The organism is Streptomyces sp. NBC_00986, assembly GCF_045162565.1.
GTDB lineage: Bacteria > Actinomycetota > Actinomycetes > Streptomycetales > Streptomycetaceae > Streptomyces.
The window spans coordinates 2,295,920-2,316,474 of the sequence record NZ_CP108733.1 but is presented as its reverse complement, the minus strand read 5'-3'; the positions used below and the strand labels follow the sequence as shown (position 1 = coordinate 2,316,474).

The 20,555-nt window shown below is 71.3% G+C and carries 19 protein-coding genes and 3 tRNA genes; 10 read left to right on the top strand and 12 right to left on the bottom strand.

Annotated elements, in window-relative coordinates; all coding sequences use genetic code 11:
* Window positions 1–48: 48 nt before the first annotated feature.
* The 7 genes from pcaD to OG504_RS10125 are packed head-to-tail and all read right to left on the bottom strand — an operon-like array spanning window position 49 to window position 6,505.
* Window positions 49–1,167, bottom strand: a complete 1,119-nt coding sequence (gene pcaD, locus OG504_RS10155; protein ID WP_405989485.1) for a 3-oxoadipate enol-lactonase — start codon at window positions 1,165–1,167, stop codon at window positions 49–51.
* On the bottom strand, window positions 1,164–2,501 hold the full coding sequence (gene pcaB, locus OG504_RS10150; RefSeq protein WP_405989484.1) for a 3-carboxy-cis,cis-muconate cycloisomerase: 1,338 nt from the start codon (window positions 2,499–2,501) through the stop codon (window positions 1,164–1,166). The genes pcaD and pcaB overlap by 4 nt, the downstream gene beginning before the upstream one ends.
* A complete protein-coding gene (pcaG, locus tag OG504_RS10145) occupies window positions 2,498–3,103 on the bottom strand; it encodes a protocatechuate 3,4-dioxygenase subunit alpha (RefSeq protein ID WP_405989483.1) in 606 nt (201 codons plus the stop codon). The genes pcaB and pcaG overlap by 4 nt, the downstream gene beginning before the upstream one ends.
* A 6-nt stretch (window positions 3,104–3,109) precedes the next feature.
* Window positions 3,110–3,883: a protocatechuate 3,4-dioxygenase subunit beta gene (pcaH, locus tag OG504_RS10140; RefSeq protein WP_405989482.1), complete on the bottom strand. Its 774-nt coding sequence runs from the start codon at window positions 3,881–3,883 to the stop codon at window positions 3,110–3,112.
* Window positions 3,884–3,906: 23 nt separating this feature from the next.
* On the bottom strand, window positions 3,907–5,109 hold the full coding sequence (locus OG504_RS10135) for a thiolase family protein (protein WP_405989481.1): 1,203 nt from the start codon (window positions 5,107–5,109) through the stop codon (window positions 3,907–3,909).
* On the bottom strand, window positions 5,106–5,750 hold the full coding sequence (locus OG504_RS10130; protein WP_405989480.1) for a CoA transferase subunit B: 645 nt from the start codon (window positions 5,748–5,750) through the stop codon (window positions 5,106–5,108). Before OG504_RS10130 ends, OG504_RS10135 begins: the two co-directional genes overlap by 4 nt.
* Window positions 5,750–6,505 carry a CoA transferase subunit A gene (locus tag OG504_RS10125; RefSeq protein ID WP_405989479.1) on the bottom strand — a complete coding sequence of 252 codons (756 nt, stop codon included), beginning with the start codon at window positions 6,503–6,505 and terminating at the stop codon, window positions 5,750–5,752. Before OG504_RS10125 ends, OG504_RS10130 begins: the two co-directional genes overlap by 1 nt.
* A gap of 210 nt (window positions 6,506–6,715) precedes the next feature.
* On the opposite strand from OG504_RS10125, the gene OG504_RS10120 reads away from it, so the two are divergent.
* On the top strand, window positions 6,716–7,180 hold the full coding sequence (locus OG504_RS10120; RefSeq protein WP_405989478.1) for a MarR family winged helix-turn-helix transcriptional regulator: 465 nt from the start codon (window positions 6,716–6,718) through the stop codon (window positions 7,178–7,180).
* A gap of 87 nt (window positions 7,181–7,267) precedes the next feature.
* On the opposite strand, the gene OG504_RS10115 is transcribed toward OG504_RS10120, so the two are convergent.
* Both OG504_RS10115 and OG504_RS10110 read right to left on the bottom strand, forming a co-directional pair.
* On the bottom strand, window positions 7,268–8,272 hold the full coding sequence (locus OG504_RS10115) for a DUF3048 domain-containing protein (RefSeq protein ID WP_405989477.1): 1,005 nt from the start codon (window positions 8,270–8,272) through the stop codon (window positions 7,268–7,270).
* A gap of 173 nt (window positions 8,273–8,445) precedes the next feature.
* On the bottom strand, window positions 8,446–9,510 hold the full coding sequence (locus OG504_RS10110) for an ATP-dependent DNA ligase (protein ID WP_405989476.1): 1,065 nt from the start codon (window positions 9,508–9,510) through the stop codon (window positions 8,446–8,448).
* A 75-nt stretch (window positions 9,511–9,585) separates the two neighbouring features.
* Between OG504_RS10110 and ligD the strand changes: the two genes are divergently transcribed.
* The 3 genes from ligD (at window position 9,586) to OG504_RS10095 (ending at window position 12,803) form a co-directional block, all read left to right on the top strand.
* Complete coding sequence (gene ligD, locus OG504_RS10105) at window positions 9,586–10,701, top strand: non-homologous end-joining DNA ligase (protein WP_405989475.1); 1,116 nt, start codon at window positions 9,586–9,588, stop codon at window positions 10,699–10,701.
* Window positions 10,702–10,705: 4 nt separating this feature from the next.
* A complete protein-coding gene (locus OG504_RS10100) occupies window positions 10,706–11,635 on the top strand; it encodes an ornithine cyclodeaminase family protein (protein WP_405989474.1) in 930 nt (309 codons plus the stop codon).
* Between the two features lie 121 nt (window positions 11,636–11,756).
* On the top strand, window positions 11,757–12,803 hold the full coding sequence (locus OG504_RS10095; protein WP_033281711.1) for a LacI family DNA-binding transcriptional regulator: 1,047 nt from the start codon (window positions 11,757–11,759) through the stop codon (window positions 12,801–12,803).
* Between the two features lie 24 nt (window positions 12,804–12,827).
* Here the strand turns inward: OG504_RS10095 and OG504_RS10090 are convergent, their stop codons facing one another.
* Complete coding sequence (locus OG504_RS10090; protein WP_405989473.1) at window positions 12,828–13,619, bottom strand: VOC family protein; 792 nt, start codon at window positions 13,617–13,619, stop codon at window positions 12,828–12,830.
* A gap of 273 nt (window positions 13,620–13,892) precedes the next feature.
* On the opposite strand from OG504_RS10090, the gene OG504_RS10085 reads away from it, so the two are divergent.
* The 5 genes from OG504_RS10085 to OG504_RS10065 all read left to right on the top strand — a co-directional run bounded on the left by OG504_RS10085 (window position 13,893) and on the right by OG504_RS10065 (window position 17,167).
* Window positions 13,893–14,141 carry a WhiB family transcriptional regulator gene (locus OG504_RS10085; RefSeq protein WP_366430037.1) on the top strand — a complete coding sequence of 83 codons (249 nt, stop codon included), beginning with the start codon at window positions 13,893–13,895 and terminating at the stop codon, window positions 14,139–14,141.
* Between the two features lie 60 nt (window positions 14,142–14,201).
* Window positions 14,202–14,274: transfer RNA gene (locus OG504_RS10080), tRNA-OTHER, on the top strand.
* 10 nt (window positions 14,275–14,284) lie between these two features.
* Window positions 14,285–14,355: transfer RNA gene (locus tag OG504_RS10075), tRNA-Ala, on the top strand.
* A 29-nt stretch (window positions 14,356–14,384) separates the two neighbouring features.
* Window positions 14,385–15,764 (top strand): SDR family oxidoreductase, encoded by a 1,380-nt coding sequence (locus OG504_RS10070; RefSeq protein ID WP_405989472.1) that lies wholly within the window; start codon window positions 14,385–14,387, stop codon window positions 15,762–15,764.
* Window positions 15,761–17,167, top strand: coding sequence for a ribonuclease inhibitor (locus OG504_RS10065; protein ID WP_405989471.1), 1,407 nt, complete (start codon window positions 15,761–15,763; stop codon window positions 17,165–17,167). Before OG504_RS10070 ends, OG504_RS10065 begins: the two co-directional genes overlap by 4 nt.
* On the opposite strand, the gene OG504_RS10060 is transcribed toward OG504_RS10065, so the two are convergent.
* On the bottom strand, window positions 17,145–18,971 hold the full coding sequence (locus tag OG504_RS10060) for an AAA family ATPase (RefSeq protein WP_405989470.1): 1,827 nt from the start codon (window positions 18,969–18,971) through the stop codon (window positions 17,145–17,147). The genes OG504_RS10065 and OG504_RS10060 overlap by 23 nt on opposite strands.
* Complete coding sequence (locus tag OG504_RS10055; RefSeq protein WP_405989469.1) at window positions 18,972–20,375, bottom strand: DUF2201 family putative metallopeptidase; 1,404 nt, start codon at window positions 20,373–20,375, stop codon at window positions 18,972–18,974. It abuts the gene before it with no gap.
* A gap of 92 nt (window positions 20,376–20,467) precedes the next feature.
* Here OG504_RS10055 and OG504_RS10050 point away from each other — a divergent pair.
* Window positions 20,468–20,543: transfer RNA gene (locus OG504_RS10050), tRNA-Trp, on the top strand.
* Window positions 20,544–20,555 lie beyond the last annotated feature (12 nt).

The window sequence follows — 20,555 nt, the reverse complement described above, 5'->3', positions numbered from 1 at the left end:
CAGCCACGACGTAGCCGCAGACGACGCACAACAAGCCGCCCCACCCCCTTAGTCGCCCTCTTCGTCCAACACCCGCTGCGCCACAGCAAACGCCGAGTTCGCCGCAGGCACCCCGCAATACACCGCACTCTGCAACAGCACGGCGCCGATCTCCTCCGGCGTGAGCCCATTACGCCGAGCCGCCCGCACATGCATGGCCAACTCGTCGTAATGCCCATGTGCAACCAACGCGGTGAGTGTGATCATGCTGCGCTCGCGCCGGGTCAACGTCGGGTCGGTCCAGATCTCCCCCCACGCGTACCGTGAGATGAAGTCCTGGAACCGCGCGGTGAACGGCGTCTGCCGAGCCTGCGCCCGGTCCACGTGGGTGTCGCCGAGCACCTCGCGGCGGACCTCCATCCCACGCCGCGCACTCCCGCCCAGGTGCGCCCGCAGCGCCGTGAGCACCGCCTCCGGACACTGCGCGGGCGCCAGATGCGAAGCACCCGGGATCTCCACGAGCGCCGAGCCCGCCACCGCGTCCGCGATCTCCCGCAGATGCGCGGGCGGGGTCGCCGGGTCCTCGCGACCGGCGATCACCAGTGTCCGCGCACCGATCTCGGAAAGCCGCTCCCGCAGGTCGTACGCGGCCAGCGCGTCACAGCACGCGGCGTACGCGGCCGGGTCGGCGTCACCCTGGTCGGCCACCAGCTCCGGGACGGTGAACCCCGGTGTGAACCAACGGGAGTCGGCACTCTCCACCAGCCAGTCCACCCCCTCGCTCCGTACCCGCGCGGCCCGTTCCTCCCACGGCTTCGAGCCGTTGAAGTGGGCCGAGGAGCAGATGACGGCGAGCGACGCGACCCGCTCGGGGTGGTGCACGGCGAGGTGAAGGCCGACCGCACCTCCCAACGACACACCCGCGTAGGCGAATTGATCGATGCCGAGGGAGTCGGCGAGCGCCAGCACCAGATCGGCGAGGTCTCCGACGGTCGCCCCGGGACCGATCAACCCGGGTGCCGAACCGCCGTGCCCGGGCAGGTCCCAGCGGATCACCCGGTGGGTGACGGACAGTTCGGGCGCGACCTTGTCCCACAGGGCGTACGACGTACCCAGCGAGGGCCCGAGCAGCAGCGGGGGAGCGGAATCGGGGCCCTCGGCACGGAAGTTGAGGAGTTTCTCGGTCAACGTCGCTCCAACGCACGGTCGGTGAGGGCTCCGGCGGAACCCGTGTAACGGGCGGGGTCGGTGAGTGCGGAGAGGTCGAGATCCTTCAGCTCGGGCTCACCAGCGAGCAGTTCGGCCAATGGTCGGCCCTCTGCGTACGTCCGCCGGGCGACCTCCGTCAGCAACTCCTTCGCCCGGGCCCTGCCCAGCAGCGGCGCGAGCTCCGCGGACAGCCGCTCGGAGACGATCAACCCATGGGTGAGATCCAGGTGTTCACGCATCACGTCCGGATGCACCCGCAGCCCCTCGGTCAGCTCGGCGGCATCGCGAGCCGCCCCGCCGACCAGCCGCAGCAGGTCCCTGAGCGGCTCCCACTCGGCGTGCCAGGCCCCGGCCGGCCGCTCGTCCTCGGCGACCAACGAGCCGTGGAGGACGGCCGCGAGCTGCGGTGCCCGGCGCGCGGCGGCGGCGATCAGCGTGGACCGTACGGGATTCGCCTTGTGCGGCATGGCCGACGAACCCCCGCCGCTGCCCTCCGAGACCTCGGCGATCTCCGTACGGCACAGGGCGAGGACATCGCCGGCGACCTTGCCCAGCGCGCCCGCAGCGAAGGCCAGGCATCCGGCGAGATCGGCGATCGGTGTCCGGAGTGTATGCCAGGGCAACAGCGGTGCCGTCAGGCCGAGTTCATGGGCGTACGCGTCCGGCAGCGCGAGCGCGTCTTCGGCGCCGTACGCCGTGAAGGCGGCCAACGTGCCTGCCGCGCCCCCGAGTTGGACGGGCAGCTCGTCCCGGACGGCACGCACCCTGTCCCGCGCGTCGAGTACCAGGGACCGCCATCCGGCCGCCTTCAGTCCGAACGTCGTCGGTACGGCGTGCTGGGTGAGCGTCCTGCCCGGCATCGCGGTGTCGCGGTGGGCGGCGGCCAGTTGGGTCAGCGCGTGCTCCGTGCGGGTCAGGTCGGTCAGAACCAGGTCCAGGGTGCGGGACGCGACCAGCATCGCCGCCGTGTCCATGATGTCCTGGCTGGTCGCGCCCCGGTGCACGTACGGGCCGTACTCCCCGCCGACCGCTTTCGTCAGGTCCGCGACCAGCGGGATCACCGGGTTCCCGGCGGCCCTGGACCGTTCCACGAGGGAGCGGATGTCGAAGCGGTCGGCGTCGGCCGCGGCCGTCACCGCCGTCGCCGCCTCGGCGGGTGCGAGACCCAGGGCGGCCTGGGCGCGGGTGAGGGCGGACTCCGCGTCGAGCAGGGCCCGTAGATACGCGGTGTCGCTCGTCGCGGACGCGGCTGGTGAACCGGTCCACCCGGGGGCGAGCAGGCCGGTGTCCGACGACGGGTCGGCAGTAGTCACTGGAACTCCAGGAAGACCGTTTCGCCTTCGCCCTGAAGGCGGATGTCGAAACGGTATGTGCCCTTGCCGTCGTCCCGCGCGATCAACGTGTCGCGCCGCGCCGCGTCCAGCCCGGACAGCAGCGGGTCCGCGGCGAGCGCGGCCTCGTCGCCCGGGAGGTAGATCCGGGTGAAGAGGTGCACCAGCAGCCCGCGCGCGAAGACGCACGCACTCAGGTACGGGGCGCTCTGGCCGCGCGCGCCCGGTCGCAGTGTCCGCGCGTACCAGTGGCCGTTGGCGTCCGTCTGGATGCGGCCCCAGCCGGTGAACTCGACGCCGTTGCGGCCGAGATAGCCGCCGCTGGCCGGGTCGCGGCGGATCGAACCGTCGGTGGTGGAGAGGTTGCCCTCGGGGTCGGGGCCCCAGAGTTCTACGAAGGCGTCGGGCAGCGGGTTGCCCTCGCCGTCGTAGATGTAGCCCTGGACGGTGATCGTGTCCGGGTGCCCGACCGGTGCGATGTCACCGCCGCCGGGGAAGGGCAGCGCGTAGCCGTAGAAGGGGCCGACCGTGTGCGACGGGGTCGGCGGCACGGACTCCGGGCGGCTCGTGTCGATGGTCGTCATGGCGGGTCAGCGTCCTTCTTCGATCCAGGTGGCGTGCGGGCCGTCGAGCACGATGTCCCAGTGGTAGCCCATCGAGAACTCGGGCACCGACAGACTGTGGTCGTAGGTCGCGACGAGCCGCTGCCGGGCCGCGTCGTCCGTCACCGACTGAATGATCGGGTCGTACGGGAACAGCGGGTCGCTCGGGAAGTACATCTGCGTGACGAGGCGTTGGGTGAACGCCGTGCCGAACATCGAGAAGTGGATGTGCGCCGGGCGCCAGGCGTTGACGTGGTTGCGCCAGGGGTAGGGGCCCGGCTGGACGGTGGTGAAGTGGTAGCCGCCGTCGGCGTCGGTCAACGTCCGCCCCACGCCGGTGAAGTTGGGGTCCAGTGGGGCGTCGTGCTGCTCGCGCTGGTGGGCGTAGCGGCCGGCCGAGTTGGCCTGCCAGATCTCGACCAGCTGGCCGCGGATCGGCCGCCCGGACCGGTCCAACAGCCGCCCGGAGACGGTGATCCGCTCACCGATCGGCTCGCCGTTGTGCTGCCGGGTCAGGTCGTTGTCGATCTCCGTGATGTCCCGCTCGCCGAACGCGGGGGAGGCCAGCTCCACCAGCTCCGGGTCCTTCGAGACGTCGATGGTGACCGGCGGCTGTTTCGGGTGGCGGAGCAGCGAGGAACGGTACGGGGCGTAGTCGCGGCGCGGGTGGTGCTCGACCGGCGCGCCGTCGGCGACCCGCTTCTCGTACGTCGCGTGCTCGGCCGCTATTTCGAGGTCGATGTCGTGCTGGGTGAGAGCCATGGGGGTTCCTACCGTTCGGGTTCCTACCGTTCGAGGACGAGGGCCAGGCCCTGGCCCACGCCGATGCAGAGGCTGGCGACGCCAACTCCCGTTCCCTTGCGGGCGAGTTGGTGGGCGACGGTGCCCGCGAGCCGGGCACCGGAGGCGCCGAGCGGGTGGCCGAGGGCGATGGCACCGCCCTGCGGATTGAGGATCGCCGGGTCGAACTCGGGCCACTCGGCGACACATCCGAGCACCTGCGCGGCGAAGGCCTCGTTCAGTTCGAGGACTGACAGGTCGTCAAATCCCTTGCCCGCCTTGGTGAGTGCGCGGTTGACGGCCTCGACGGGAGCGAGTCCGAAGTACTGCGGGTCGATCGCCGAGACACCGGTCGCGGAGACGCGGGCGAGGGGCTGGCGGCCGGTGGCCTTCAACCCCTCCTCGTCGACCAGGAGGAGGGCGGCGGCACCGTCGTTGAGAGGCGACGCGTTGCCTGCGGTGACTGTTCCGTTCTCCGTGCGGAACGACGGCTTGAGCTTGGCCATCGCCGCGAGGGAGGCGTCCGCCCGTACGGATTCGTCGGCGCCGAAGACGACCGGGTCGCCCTTGCGCTGCGGGATCGACACGGGCGCGATCTCGCCGTCGAAGAGGCCGGCCGCCTGCGCCTCTGACGCCTTCTGATGACTCGCGAGCGCGAACTCGTCCTGCTGCTCGCGGCTGATCTTGTGCTTGTCGGCGATCAGCTCCGCGCTCTCGCCGAGCGGGATGGTCCACTCCGGGTTCATGGCCGGGTTGACCATGCGCCAGCCGAGCGTGGTCGAGTACAACTCGGTGTGCCCGGCGGGGAAGGGCCGGTCCGACTTCGGCAGCACATAGGGCGCCCGGGTCATCGACTCCACCCCGCCCGCCACGGCGATGGAGGCGTCCCCGACCGCGATCGCGCGGGCCGCCTGGATGACCGCTTCGAGGCCGGATGCGCAGAGCCGGTTGACCGTCACGCCCGGTACGGAGGTGGGCAGGCCCGCGAGGAGGCCGGCCATGCGGGCGACGTTGCGGTTCTCCTCGCCGGCGCCGTTGGCGTTCCCGAAGTAGACGTCCTCGATGCGGGACGGGTCCAAGTCGGGGGTGCGGGCGAGGAGTTCGCGGAGGGCGTGGGCGGCGAGGTCGTCGGGGCGGACGGAGGCGAGGCCTCCGCTGTACCTGCCGATGGGGGTGCGGACGGCGTCGACGATGTAAACCGGGTTCACAGCAGGCCTTCCGTGACGGTGAGTTTCGCGTCGGTCTTGGCGACGATCTGTTCGACACTCACACCGGGCGCGGTCTCGATCAACACGAGGCCCTCGGGTGACACGTCGATCACGCCGAGATCGGTGATGACTCGGTTCACACACGCTTTGCCTGTGAGCGGCAGCGCGCACTCCGTGAGGATCTTCGGGGAGCCGTCCTTGGCCACATGGGTCATGACGACGATGACCGTGCGGGCGCCGTGCACGAGGTCCATCGCCCCGCCGATCCCGGTGATCATCTTGCCGGGGATCGCCCAGTTCGCCAGGTCACCGCCCGCCGAGACCTGCATCGCGCCCAGTACGGCGACGTCGATGTGCCCGCCCCGGATCATCCCGAAGGAGAGCGCGGAGTCGAAGAAGGAGGCGCCCGGCAGGACCGTCACGGTCTCCTTGCCGGCGTTGATCAGGTCCGGGTCGACCTGGTCCTCGGTCGGGTACGGTCCGGTGCCCAGGATGCCGTTCTCGGATTCGAGGATCACCTCGACGCCCGGCGGGAGGTAGTTGGGAATCAGGGTCGGCAGGCCGATGCCGAGATTGACGTACTGCCCGTCCTGAAGTTCGCGCGCCGCGCGGGCCGCCATCTCCTCGCGTGTCCAGGCCATCAGCTGCTCACCGTCCGCTGCTCGATCCGCTTGTCGGCGGCCTGCTCGGGGGTGAGGGCCACCACCCGCTGCACGAAGATCCCGGGCAGGTGCACCGCGTCGGGGTCGATCTCGCCGGGCTCGACCAGCTCCTCCACCTCGGCGATGGTCACCTTGCCCGCCATCGCCGCGAGGGGGTTGAAGTTTCGGGTGGACTTGTTGAAGACGAGGTTGCCGTGCCGGTCGCCCTTCGCGGCGCGGACCAGGGCGAAGTCGGTGCGGATACCGCGCTCCAGGACGTACTCGGTGCCGTCGAACTCCCGCACCTCCTTCGCCGGGGAGGCGAGCGTGACGCCGCCTGAGCCGTCGTAGCGCCAGGGCAGTCCGCCTTCGGCGACCTGGGTGCCGACACCGGCCGGGGTGTAGAAGGCGGGAATCCCCGCACCCCCCGCGCGCAGTCGCTCCGCGAGGGTGCCCTGGGGGATCATCTCGACCTCCAGTTCCCCGGCGAGGTACTGGCGGGCGAACTCCTTGTTGGCGCCGATGTAGGAGCCGGTCACGCGCGCGATGCGGCCCGCCGACAACAGGATCGCGAGGCCGGACTCCATCGCCCCGCAGTTGTTGGAGACCACGCCCAGGCCGGTCGTGCCGCGCTCGTACAGGGCCTGGATCAGCACGTTCGGCACACCGCTCAGCCCGAAGCCGCCGACCGCGAGCGTCGCTCCGTCCGGCACATCGGCCACGGCCTCGTCGGCCGTGGCGACCACCTTGTCCATCCGTGAAGCTCCGTCCCGTTCGAGCGCCCGGTCAGCAGGTAATCAGGGCACTGAGCATTTCGGTGAAGTTTCCTTCACGCTGTCACTGTGGGGGCCCGCCGTCAAGACCCGGGAGAAGTGCAGGGTCAGGACCGTGCACGAGGCTGGACTCGCCCCCAGGGCCTCCCGGTATCGTTCAGTGCACGGACGAATATGACGTCGGGAGGGCACATGGCAGCGGTGGACCTCACCACCCACCCCGGGCACCTCGCCCGGCGACTTCAGCAGGCGCACTATCTGCTCTGGAACACCATGGTCTCCGAGGAGATCACCTCCCCGCAGTTCGCGGTGCTCAACGCGCTCGCCGACGAGCCGGGGCTCGACCAGCGCACGGCGGGGGAGCGGGTGGGCCTGGACCGGTCCACCATCGCGGAGGTGATCAGCCGGCTGATCAGGCGCGGGTTGCTGGACAAGGTGCGGGATGCGCGGGACGGGCGGCGGTTTCTGCTGCGGCTCACCGATGACGGGGTGCGGGTCCATCGCAAGCTGGTTGTGCGGACGGCTCGGATGAACCAGGTTTTTCTGGCGCCGCTCTCTGTCGAGGAGCAGGGGGTCTTCTTTGACCTCATCCAGCGGGTGTCGGATGCGGCAGAGGGGCTCCGTAATCCTGTGGAGCCCCTCGCTGCGCGGCGGTAGCGGGCTGGGCGGTTCGTTGTCTGCGGGGCGGTGGGGGCTGGTCGCGCAGTTCCCCGCGCCCCTTCAGGGCGCTTCGGCCGCCCGGCATCACGCCTTCGCGAACACCACCCAGACCTGGCCCTTCGCGAAGTTCATGGGCTTGCCGTCCGAGGTCGTGAACTGCGTTCCGTCCGTGGCCTTTTGGCGCTTCCAGTCGACGCTGAACGTACGGCCGTCCCGCAGGACGTCCGCCTTCCCGGAGCCGACGGTCTCCGTGTACGGCGTGTTGTTGCCGAGGACGTCGTGGTACTTGGACTTGCGGATCTTCACGTACTGCACGACGACCGTCGCCGGAGCCAGTCGCTTGCCGTCGGTCAGGACGGTGGGCGTGCCGTCCTCGCTGACCTGCCAGCGGTGCTTGCTCCCGGACCAGGTGAAGGTGAAGCGGGCCGCCGGGTAGCGCACGGTGCGGGAGGCGGTGGGTTTGCCGCCCGCAGGGGCCGTGCCGTAGCGGAAGCCGGTCGTCAGGGCTGCCGCGCCCGGGGCGGAGGAGAGCAGCTTGTTCGGGTGGAGGTAGAGGTTGTGCGGGGCGGATTTGTCGACGCCCCGGTAGTAGGCGCTGGACACCTCGTCCGGCGACGCCGATCGCAGCGGGGCCTTGGCGATCAGCGGCAGGAGCTTGTGCTGCGCGCCGGAGAAGGCGAGCGTCGGGTCGTCGAACTGGCGCAGCAGCTCCAGGTCGGACACGCGGGCGCTGCGCACCGGGCCGACGGACTTGGGCAGCTTGGTGGCGAACACCGCCATCAGCCGGCTCAGGCCGCCCTCGACCTGCTCCGCGTACACGATGTCCGCCGAGTCCAGACCGGTCTGGGGGCGGGCGGCGGACACATTGTCGATCTTCACCGCGAGCAGTGGACCGGCGGCGGGGGCGACCGTCCCGTCGGCGCTCGGGCTCTGGGCCGGGGTCTGTGCGGGGGGCCGGCTCTGTCCGCGCCCGTCGTCGGCGGAGCCGCCGTGATGTGCCGTGCAGCCCACCGCCAGGGAGGCCGTCATCGTGGCGGCCAGCAGCGCCGCTCTTCTCGCGCCGCGCCGCTCGGGCGCCCTTTGTCCCATGCCCACCGTTGCCACCAAGTCTGTGTTTTCGATTGTGCGCTTATAAGTTCATTGGTGGCCATACCCGCTCGGTTGTGATTGTGCGCGCTGATTGGGCCGATCGGCCCACTGGAAAATACGGAGGGGCTCAGTCCGGCGATCTCTGTGAGTCCCGCGCGTCCTGAGACCGACTTCTACGGGCCGAGGATCTCCGCGAGGTCGTAGCGGACCGGCTCCTCCAGCTGCGCGTACGTGCAGCTCTCGGGGGTGCGGTCGGGGCGCCAGCGGCGGAAACGCGCCGTGTGCCGGAAGCGCGCGCCGTTCTCCATGTGGTCGTACGCCACCTCGGCCACCCGCTCCGGCCGGAGCGGTACCCAGGAGAGGTCCTTCTTGCCGGACCAGCGGCTCGGGGCGCCCGGAAGCCGAGCTGACTCGTGCGCGGCCTCCTCCGCCCAGGCCGCCCACGGATGCCCGGCCGGGTCGTCCATGCGCAGGGGCGCGAGTTCGTCGATGAGTTCGGCGCGGCGCTTCATGGTGAAGGCGGCGGACACTCCCACGTGCTGGAGGGCGCCCTGACCGTCGTAGAGACCGAGAAGGAGCGAGCCCACGACGGGGCCGCTCTTGTGGAGGCGGTAGCCGGCGACGACGGCGTCCGCGGTCCGCTCGTGCTTGATCTTGAACATGGCGCGCTCGTCCGGGCGGTAGCGCAGGTCAAGCGGCTTGGCGACGACACCGTCGAGCCCGGCGCCCTCGTACTGCTCGAACCAGCGTTGCGCCACGTCGATGTCGGTGGTCGCGGGCGCCAGGTGCACGGGTGCGGTCGCGCCGGACAGCGCCCGTTCGAGGAGCGCCCGGCGGTCGCCGAGCGGCACGTCGAGCAGTGACTCGTCGGCCAGGGCCAGCAGGTCGAAGGCGACGAAGGAGGCCGGGGTCCGCTCGGCCAGCGTCCGCACCCGCGACTCGGCCGGGTGGATGCGCTCGGTCAGCGCGTCGAAGTCGAGCCGCCCGTCCCGGGCGATCACGATCTCCCCGTCCAGCACGCACCGCTCCGGGACCCGATCCTTCAGCGCCTCGACCAGTTCGGGAAAGTACCTGGTCAGCGGCTTTCCGGTACGGGAGCCCAGCTCGACCTCTCCGCCGTCGCGGAACACGATCGCCCGGAAGCCGTCCCACTTCGCCTCGTAGTGCATGCCCGGCGGAATCCTCGCCACCGACTTGGCGAGCATGGGCTTCACGGGCGGCATCACCGGCAGATCCATGGTTCCGATTCTGCGCTCGTACGTCGCTCGCCGCCCGGTGTGCGATGTCTGTGCGCCGGGCCTACGGTGGCTCGCATGGGCGAAGCGGTGGAACTGGAGGCGGGCGGCCGGACCGTACGGCTGTCCAGCCCAGGCAAGATCTTCTTCCCGGAGCGCGGCTTCACCAAGCTGGACCTCGCCCGGTACTACATCGCGGTCGGCCCCGGAATCCTCCGGGCGCTGCGCGACCGCCCCACCACCCTGGAGCGCTACCCGGACGGGGTCGAGGGCGAGAACTTCTTCCAGAAGCGGGCGCCCAAGAACATGCCCGACTGGATCCCGACCGCCCACATCACCTTCCCCAGCGGACGCAGCGCCGACGAGATGTGCCCTACCGAGCAGGCCGCCGTCCTGTGGGCCGCCCAGTACGGCACGCTCACCTTCCACCCCTGGCCGGTCCGCCGCGACGACGTCGACAGCCCCGACGAACTCCGCATCGACCTCGACCCGCAGCCCGGCACCGACTACGACGACGCGGTCCGCGCCGCCCATGAACTACGCGCCGTACTCGACGAGTTCGGCGGCCTGCAGGGCTTCCCCAAGACCTCCGGCGGACGCGGCCTGCACGTCTTCGTACCGATCGAACCGCGCTGGACCTTCACCCAGGTCCGCCGCGCGGCCATCGCGGTCGGCCGTGAGCTGGCCCGCCGCATGCCGGACCAGGTGACCGTCAAGTGGTGGAAGGAGGAGCGCGGCGAGCGCATCTTCGTCGACTACAACCAGACCGCCCGCGACCGCACCATCGCCTCCGCCTATTCCATACGACCCCGCCCGCACGCCCCCGTCTCGGCCCCGCTGCGCTGGGACGAGGTCGGCACCGCGCACCCCCGCGACTTCGACCTCGCGACCATGCCGGCCCGTTTCGCCGAACTCGGCGACGTGCACGCCGACATGGACGACCACCGCTACTCCCTGGACGCCCTCCTCGAACTCGCCCGCCGCGACGAACACGACCACGGGCTGGGGGATCTGCCGTATCCGCCGGAGTATCCGAAGATGCCGGGGGAGCCGAAGCGGGTGCAGCCGAGCAGGGCGAAGAAGTCCTCAACTGCCCCGGATTCAGGCCCGGATGCAGCTGCCGGCTCCGTCGAGGACCCCGCCGCTGACTCGGGCACCGATTCCGCCGCCGACTCCGCTTCTGACGGATCATGAGCGCATGACTCGCCTGCTGACCCGGAGCGCCCTGGACGCCCTGCTGGAACCCTCGGCCTGCCTCGCCGCGCTGCGGGCCGGCTTCCTCGCGGTGGGAGCCGCGGTGGCGATCCCGGGCCAACGGGTGCGCACCGACCTGCCGTTCCCCGGTACGGCCACCGCGCTGATGCCCGGACTTCTGCCCGGCATCGAGGCCTACACCGTGAAGGTCAACGCCAAGTTCCCCGACGCACGGCCCGCGTTGAGAGGCGTGCTCTGCCTGCACAGCGGCGTGGACGGCGAGTTGCTCGCCCTGCTGGACTCGGCGACGGTGACCGCGTGGCGTACGGGGCTGGCGGCTGCCCTGGGCACGGATGCCCTCGCGGGGTCGGCGGAAGGTGCGGTGGTGGGGGTGATCGGCGCTGGGGCGCAGGCCGAGTTGATGGTTCGGGGGCTGGGTGCGCTGCGGTCGTACGGCGAACTCGTCGTCCACGACACGGACTTGGACCGCGCGACCGAGTTCGCCGTACGGCACGGCGGCCGGGTGCTGGGCTCACCGAGGGAGATCGCCTCGGCCGCCGACATCGTCCTGCTGGCTACCTGGTCCCGCACCCCGCTGCTGTCCCTCGCGGACACCCGGGAGGGCCAGCACCTCACCAGCCTGGGCGCCGACGAGCCGGGCAAGCGGGAACTCGCCCCCGACCTGCTGGACGCGGCGCTGGTCGTCGTCGACGACCGCCAACTGGTCGAGTCCGTGGGCGCGTTGACCCCGGCAGACATCGACACGACGCTCGGCGACGTACTGCGAGGGGACCATCCGGGGCGGACCGACGCCAGTGTGCGTTCCGTCTACGCCCCCGTCGGACTGCCGTGGCAGGACCTGGCGCTGGCGTGGCTGGCGTATGAGCGGGCCGAGCGGGACGGGGTGGGGCGGCGGGTGGATCTACTGGGGTGAGTGACGGGCCGGTCGGGGTCGACGAGGGCGCACTCGGCAGGGGGAGCGGTATTGGGAGCGCTCTCACCATCGGGTTCCGCCGCGGCTATCCTGATCCGCATCATCGAGGAGGGGTCCAGACGTGACCGAGACAGCACCGCGCCCCACGCTGGAGGCCGTGGCCGCGCGGGCGGGGGTGTCGCGGGCCACCGTCTCCCGGGTGGTCAACGGCGGGGACGGGGTGCGGGAATCGCTCGTCGAGCGGGTCCGGCAGGCCGTGGACGAACTCGGGTACGTCCCCAACCAGGCCGCCCGGAGCCTGGTGACGAAGCGGCACGATGCCATTGCCGTGGTGATCGCGGAACCGGAGACCCGTGTCTTCGCGGACCCCTTTTTCGCCATGCAACTCCGGGGTATCAGCAAGGAGTTGACCGCCCATGACTCCCAACTCGTGCTGCTCCTCACGGAAGGGCGCGACGACCACGCCCGCGTCGGCCGGTATCTTGCCGGCGGCCATGTCGACGGCGCGCTCGTCTTCTCCCTGCACCTCGACGACCCGCTGCCCGGACTGATCCAACGGGCCGGTGTCCCCACGGTGTTCGGCGGCAGGCCCGGCTGGAGCGAGGGGACACGCGCGTCCGGACCCACGGTGTACGTCGACTGCGACAACCGGGGCGGCGCCCGCGAGGCCGTACGGCATCTCGTCGGGCTCGGCCGCACCCGCATCGCGCACATCACCGGCGCGCTCGACCAGACGTCCGCGGTGGACCGGCTCGACGGGTTCCGGGATGTCATGGTCGACGTCGACCCGCGGCTGATCGTGGAGAGCGACTTCACCCCGGGCGGCGGTGAGCGCGCGATGCGGGAACTCCTCGACAACTGCCCCGACGTGGACGCCGTGTTCGCCGCCAACGACCTCACCGCCTACGGCGCCATGAAGGTGCTGCGCGAGGAGGGGCTACGGGTGCCCGAGGACGTGGCGGTGATCGGCTTCGACGACATGCTTCCGGTCGCCGAACAGACCGAACCACCGCTCACGACGGTCCGCCAGGACATAGAGGAGATGGGCCGGTTGATGGCCCGCCTGCTGCTGCGCGGCCTCGACCGCCGGGGCGTCCGCGACGGCATCGGAGGCGCGCCGTCCAGCGTGATCCTGCCGACCACACTGGTCCACCGCGCCTCCGCGTAGGCCGCTCCCGGGGCGCAAGGCCTGTCAGCCCTGCCGCGGCTCGCTCTTGATGACGGCGAAGCGGGCGCCGTGCGGGTCGGTGAGCTGGGCGATGCGGCCGACGCCCTCCATGCTGGTGGCCGGCACGGAGACCTTGCCGCCCGTCTCCAGCGCCTTGGCCACGGTCGCGTCCACGTCGGCCACCTCGAAGTACGCCAGCCAGTACGCCCCCGAAGCCGCGCCGGTCGGGTCGAAGTCGAGCGGGACGACACCGCCGAACATCGCGTCCTCACCGGCACCGGACGGGTTGAGACAGGTGTAGTCGCCGCCCGGCATGGGAGCGGCGGAGGTCTCCAGACCGAGTGAGGCGTAATAGAACGCGGCCGCCGCGGCGATGTCCGGCGTGTACAGCTCGACCCAGGTCAGCGAACCGGGGTCGCCCGTGACGTCAACACCCTTCATCTGGCCCGGCTGCCAGATGCCGAACGCGGCGCCCGCCGGGTCCCTGAGGATCGCCATGTGGCCCTGGCCCATCACGTCCATCGGCTGGAACAGGACCGCGCCGTGCGCCTGCTCAACCGCCTTGGCCGTGGCCTCCGCGTCCGCGCTCTGGAAGTACACGGTCCAGGCGGACGAGTCGTGCTCCGGGGGCAGCGGCATGCCGCCGGCGACGGTCTTGCCGTCGAGCTGGAAGAAGCCGTAGCCGCCGGCCTCGGGTCCCGCCGACTGGAACTGCCAGCCGAAGAGACCGCCGTAGAAGGAGATGGCGCTGTCGATGTCGGGGGAGCCGACGTCCAGCCAGTTCGGAGCGCCGTTGACGAAACGGGTGGTGAGCATCATTGCCCTCCTCGTTGAAGGGGCCCGTTCTCTGCTCTGCCGAGTCTTGCACCGCCCACTGACAATCGCTGCCGGGGCGCGGCAGACGCTCGCGGATCCGGCGTTGATCACCCTCGGTGACCGCTGAAGTTCTCCCTGTTTTCACACCGGTTCCGCGCGCCGCCGTGCGTCGGTGCGGGCGTGCCGCCACCATCGGGGTGGCCGGAGGCCCCGGAGCGCGGCGTTGATCCCGCGTTGATCGAACGTTTTTCGCCGACCGGCACGATCCTGGTCATGCACATCGACACGATCACCTCGCCCGACCTGGACTGGCAGCAGGAGGCGTTGTGCGCGCAGACCGGGGCGGACTTCTTCTTCCCCGAACCCGGCAGCTCCGTCAGGGAGGCGAAGCGGATCTGCGGCATGTGCCCGATCCGCTCGGCCTGCCTGGAGTACGCCCTCGACAACGACGAACGCTTCGGGGTGTGGGGCGGTCTCTCGGAGAAGGAACGCCTGGAGATCCGACGCACCACCTCCCGCTGAACGGGCGCGTTTATTCGGTGCGGTGCGCGCGGGGGAGTGCGGTTAGGATCCGGGGGCGCACCCGGGCGTAGCGCAGAGGCAGGCGCACGTCGTGCTCTGACGAATCACATCGGTTCGAATCCGATCCCCGGGCTGCGTTCGGGGGCCCTGTAGAGCAGAGGCAGACTCGCCGCTTGGCAAGGCGGACACGCCGGTTCGAATCCGGCCGGGGCCCACTTCATGGCACGGCCGGGGCGGGAATCGATGACTGACGAGGGCGGGATCACCGAGGCGGAACTGGTCGCCTTCCACCGGACGGTGGGCAGGCTGCGCGACCTGCCCGTCGACGATCCGGTACGGCTGCGCGCGGAACAGGTCGCCGCGTCCTTCGCCCGGGACGGCCGGCTACGGCGCCGCAAGGGCCGCGGCGCCGACGTGTCCGCGGCCGACGCGGCGACGATGGCGGCTACGGCGACGGGGGCGTCGGACCGGCGCGAGGACGCTCCGCTGGGTTCCGCGGGTGAAGTGGTCGGGCGTGCGGGTGAGTTGGTGGGGCACGCGGATGCCGGCGGGGGTGTCTACCGCAAGCCGCGCAGCTGCTACGTCTGCAAGTCGCCCTATCGACAGGTGGGTTCCTTCTACCACCGGCTGTGTCCCGAGTGCGCCGCCGACAACTCCGCGCGCCGGGCGCTGAGTACGGATCTGGGCGGGCGCCGGGTGCTGCTCACCGGCGGGCGGGTGAAGATCGGTTTCCAGCTGGCGCTGATGATGCTGCGGGACGGCGCGGAGGTGCTGATCACGTCGCGGTTCCCGCACGACGCCGTACGGCGATTCCGTGCCGAGCGGGGTGGCGGGAAGTGGCTGGACCGGCTGACGGTGCTCGCCGTCGACCTCCGCGACCCGCGTCAAGTACTGGGCCTGTGCGAGGAGTTGAGGCAGGCGGGCGAACCGTTGGACATCCTCGTCAACAACGCCGCGCAGACCGTACGACGCCCTCCGCAGTCGTACGCGCTGCTGGCCGCCGGGGAGCGCGCCGCGCTGCCGGAGGGGGCACGGCAGGCGCCCGGCTTCACGCCGATGCGGATGCTCGCGGGCGGGGCCGCGGCGCTGCCCGTCGTACTCCGCGAGGCCGACGAGGCCGGACTCCTGCCCGACCCGTCCCCGGAGAACTCCTGGTCGGCCCGGCTCGGCGCCCTCGACCCGGCGGAGGTCCTGGAGACCCAACTGGTCAACGCCCTGGCCCCGGCCCTCCTCTGCGACCGCCTGCTGCCCCTGCTGCTCGCCTCGCCGCGCCCCCGCCGGTACGTCATCAACGTCACCGCGGTGGAGGGCCGGTTCGCCGTACGCAACAAGATGCCCGGCCACCCCCACACCAACATGGCCAAGGCCGCCCTCAACATGCTCACCCGCACCAGCGCCGCCGAACTCGCCGACCAGGGCGTCCACATGTGCGCCGTCGACACGGGCTGGATCACGGACGAGAACCCGGCCCCCAAGAAGGGCCGCATGGCCGAGGCCGGCTTCCGCACCCCGCTCGACATCGTGGACGGCGCGGCCCGCGTCTACGACCCGATCGTGCGCGGCGAGTCCGGGGACCCGGTGTCCGGGGTGTTCCTCAAGGACTATCGGGAGGCGGCGTGGTGAGCGGGGACGGGGAGGACGCGGGAGGCTCTGCTGTGGCGGGTCCGGGGGAGGGCGCGGGGGCCTCGGAATCTCCGTCGCCCGGCTCGGGCGAGGCGCGTCCTGCGGATGCGTCGACCGCGCCGGAGGCGGCGACGTCCGTCGACCCGGGCGAACCGGACCCGGTACCCGCACCGACCGACCCCGACTCGCCGTTCCCCCGGCCCCCGGCGATCGGCTTCGCCGGTGTGGCGTACGTCCCGCCGCGACCGGTCGGCGAACTTGCCCCGCTGCTCGACTGGTTGCGCGCGGGTCGCCCCGCCGGAGAGCGCCTCGACTTCGCCGTAGGCACGGCCTTGCCCGACGGGCGGCTCGACCTGTGCAAGCAGGAGCTCGGGGTGGAGGGGGCCGCGCTGGTCGCCGAGGCGTTGGCCCAAGGGCCGTCTCCTGTACGGCACTTGCTGCTCGGCACCGATGGGCTCGGGGACGAGGGTGCCGAGGTCGTGGCCGCGGGGAGCGGGGACGTCGAGACGCTCTACCTCGGCTGCAACGGGATCACCGCCGGTGGTGCCTGTCGGATCGCCGACCAGTTGCGGGCCTCGCCGCAGGTCGTCACCGGGGTGTGGCTCAAGCGCAACCCGTTGGGCAGCGGTGGAGGGCGGGCGGCGGCCGAACTCATCGAGTCCGCGCGGGCGTTGCGCACGCTCGACCTCGTGCAGACCGGGCTCGATCCGGCGGGCGTCGCCGTCCTTGGCGATGCGCTGCTCGCCGCCGCCGGCAATGGGCGTCGCATCGAGCGGCTCTTCATCGGCGGCAATCCGCTCGGCGCGGACGGCGCCGTACCCCTCGCCGCCGTCGTCGCGGCGGGTGCGATCGACGAACTCTACGTATCCGCCGCCCGGTTGGGGGACACCGGCGCCCTCCTCCTCGCCGACGCCCTGGAGCGCGCGCCGTACGGACGGCTGACCCGGCTGTCCGTCGCCAGCAACGGCATCGGCCCGCAGGCCGCGGCGCGCCTGGTGGCCGCCGCCACCGCGACCGGGGTCGGTCTGCTGGACCTCGGCCGGGTGAGGGCAGCGGCCGTGCTCGGCGCGGCCGACAACCACGTCGATCTGCGCGCCGCCGAGAGCATCGCCCAGACCCTCGTCGCCGCCGAACACCGCCTCACTCACCTCGTCCTGTCCCACACCGGGATGCGCAGCCGCGAGGCCCACCGACTCCTCGACACGGCACCCCGCGCGGTCACCCCCACCCGCTTCGTCCTCGGCCAGGGAATCGCCGCCAGCGTCAAACGCCGCCTGGAGGCACTCACCGCCCACATCCCCGCACCACCGCTCGCCCCCGACGTGGCCGCCGTACGCAGCGTGCACCGCACCGCGCGGCCGGGGGAGGGCGAGCACGGGGTCAGCGACGCGCCAACCCGGTGAATATGTCCGTCCAGAACCGTTGTTGCCGCTCCGACGCCCCCACCAGATACGTGGCTCGCAGCTTCGCCGGCAGCAGCGCCACCATGCGGGCCACCACCGCCCGGTGCTTCTTCAGCTGGGACAACTCCGCGTTGGCGAGGATCTGGTGGACCACGTCGCTGTCGTCGCCGCCCTCGTCGGTGTGCTCGGCGGCGCGGCGCAGCCGGGCCTCCCAGGCGTCCGCGTCACGGGCCAGTTCGCGCAGTCCCGTCACCGGGCGGCCCCTGAAGCGGTCGATCAGGGCGGTGAGCGGCACGGGCGCGTACTCGCCGTCGCCGAGATAGACCGTCGCCATCTCCAGCGGCAGCCCCCGCCGGTGCAGCTTGATGAGCCGCTCCAGCGTGCGCTTGGTGATCCAGGCGCGGCCGTCGTCGTCGATGTCGTGCTTCCACCACTCCAGCACCGTCTCCGCGTCCGCGCCGTACCGTGCGAGCAGCCACTCGTTGGCCGGGATGTCCGCCGGGTCCACCGTCAGCGAGGCCGTGAACCTCGTCGCCTGGGCGATGTTGTTCCGCGAGACCAGCAGCTTGCGGCCCAGATGGTACGGCGGGTTCTGGACGGCGATCTGCGCCCGCAGATTCTCGATCCGCCGGCCCGCCAGGGACCACTCCTGGGTGATCTCCATCAGCTTGGCGAACGCGGCCTTGTCCTTGGGGCGGTTGTACCCGTCCCACACGATCGCCTTCGGACCGGGCCCGGTGAAGTTCGCGGCCAGCAGGTTGTCCAGGGTGCCGTCCGCCGACGGGATCGGTGCGCACAGGTCCTCGACGTTCGTCACCGGCAGCGAGAAGTACAGCGGCTCCCGGCCCAGGCCCGCGCGGACCGTCTCCCGGACCAGCTCCGTCTTGCCGCACCCGGGCGGCCCCTGGAGCAGCACCGTCCAACGGTTGCGCAGCGCGGCCCGCACCACCTGCCGTACCGGGTCCGGGATCGTGGCCGGGTTGGGCACGCCCAGCGCCTCGGCGACGCGGTCCAGGATCTCCGCCGTGCGGTTCTGCCCGGGCCTGCCGTCCGGGCCCGGCTCGGCCAGGCGCAGTCGCTCGCCGTCGACCAGAGGCAGGCCCCAGCGGAGTGGGAAGCCCTCCTTCGCGTTGGCCAGCACGTGGTCCAGCGTGCGCGGCGACAGCAGCTCGCGCAGCGCGGGCGAGAGCGACGCCCAGACGCCGAACACCGAACTCAGGTCCCAGGGGCGGTACTTGGCGGCCAGATGCCGACGCCAGGACGTGTCGTTCGCCGTGATCCGCAGCGTGACCATACGGTCGAGCAGCGCGAGGTCGCCGCGCCGGGCCGAGGTCTCGGACAGCGACTCGTTGTCCGTGAGGAAGACACCGACGCAGCCCAGCGCCCGCAGATCGTGCTCGCCGAGCGTCCAGTTGCAGGCGATCTGCATCAGCTGCGACTGGATCGTGTCGCCCGCCTGCAGCGAGTCGTCGATGAGCAGCACGAACGGCGTGCCCGGCTTCAACTGGCTCATCACCAGCTGCCGCAGCACCAGTTCACCGGTCTCCGGGTCCCGCACCGGCGCGTTGACCAGCAGGTCGTCCGGCGTCAGATTCGCCGCCGGGACGTACACCAGCGCGGTCCCGGGGTGGGCGCGGGCGATGTGCGAGAAGAACGTCGCCGTCTTGCCGATGCCGTGCTCGCCGAAGATCTGCCCGGTCTGCCCGATGTCGATCATCGCGTCGATGAAGGACTCCAGACGCGACGGCTCACGCCGACCGCGCTCGGCCTCCGGGGTCGTCGACTGCCCTGTCTCCGTGGTCATTTACGTCGATCCTGTCGTGACGCGATGGCAGTCCATCGCCGGGTTGTGCGACTCGGGCCACTCGCTGCCGCCCTCGGTGATCAGCCAGATCCACTTGTCCGGCTCGGCGGGCGTGACCGGCGGCGCGTACCCGTCCGTGAGCACCACGACCGCGTCCGGGGTGACGTCGAACCGCCGGCCGTTCACCTCCGTACGCCCCTCGACGTAGTCCGCGACCACCTGGAAGCTCGTGCCGCCCCCGCCGTACACCCGCTCGCCCGGCTTGAACGGCATCACCACCGCGTCGAAGGACAGCCAGTGCGCCTCGACCCCGTCGATGCGGCCGACGAGTTCGGTGAGCCAGCTGATCACCTGGTCCGGCATCGAGCCCGAGGTGTCGTACGCGATGACCAGGACCTTGTCCCGGACCGGGCCGCGGCGCGCGAGCATCGGGTCCTGGCCGAGGGCCGCGAGCAGCGCGCCGCGCTTCTTCGGGTACACCAGCCGCTCGCCGTCGCGCAGTTTCGAACCGAGGACGTCGACCAGCCAGCGCTGCCACCAGTGGACCGTACGCGTGCGTGCCGTCTCACCGCGCAGGACGCCCGCGCCGAGGTTCCCCCAGATCCGGCCGGCCCGCGCCGAACCGTCCTCCGTACGACCCATCAGGTCGAGCAACTCCCGCTCCGCGCCCGTGTGTCCGCGCCGGGCCGCCAGCAGGGAGTTCAGCAGCGCGGACGACGTCACCGCGTCCACCGTCTCCTGGTCGGCCGGTACCGAGCCGTCCACCAGGTGCACGCACAGATGCCGCTCCGGGACCGGAGGGTGCCGCATGCGCTTCAGCTCGCCGAACACCTTCATGTCGGTCGCGATGAATTCCTCGTACGGCACCGGCTCCAGGCCGTGTGCGGTGAGGTCGTCGCGGTAGAGCCGGTGGATCTTCCGTGGGTCGATGCCCGTCGGCCGGCCGTCCAGGAGGGGCAGGTCGGTGCGGCCGAGCCGGACCAGGGCGACATGGTTGATGGAGACCTCAGCGGCCAGCTCGAAGACCGGGTCGTCGCGCAGTTCGAGGTCGGCGAACAGATGCCGTTGCACCAGGTGCCGTGCCTCGTGGAAGAGCACGAACTTCACGCCGTCCAGGCCGAGTCGGACAAAGAAGTCCGGGTTGAAGAGCAGGAGGCAGGAGCCGTCGCCGGAGGCGACCACGGCCGCTGTGTCCACCGCGGTCGTGGGGATCTGGTGATGGCACTTCGCGTACAGCCAGGACACCACCGCCGACTCCGTCAGCCCGAAGTCCAGCAGCGCGGCCTCCTTCAGCCGCCGCGCCCCGGCGACCGTCGCCGGGTCCGCGGGCCGGTACCGCTCCAGCGCCCTGCGGTCGGCCAGATCGACCACAGGGGTATGCCGACCCCGCTCCCCGTACGCCATCTCACGCCCCCCGAACCGCAGTTCCCCCAGTGCCTCAATTGGTACCAGGCCGCACTGACATCGGGCCAAGGCATTACGCTCCGGTCGCAAGGGCGGGGTCGTAGCGCAGAGGCAGGCGCGTTGGTCTCCAGAACCGGAACACGCTGGTTCGAATCCAGCCGCTCCGCCCCCCTCAGAGCC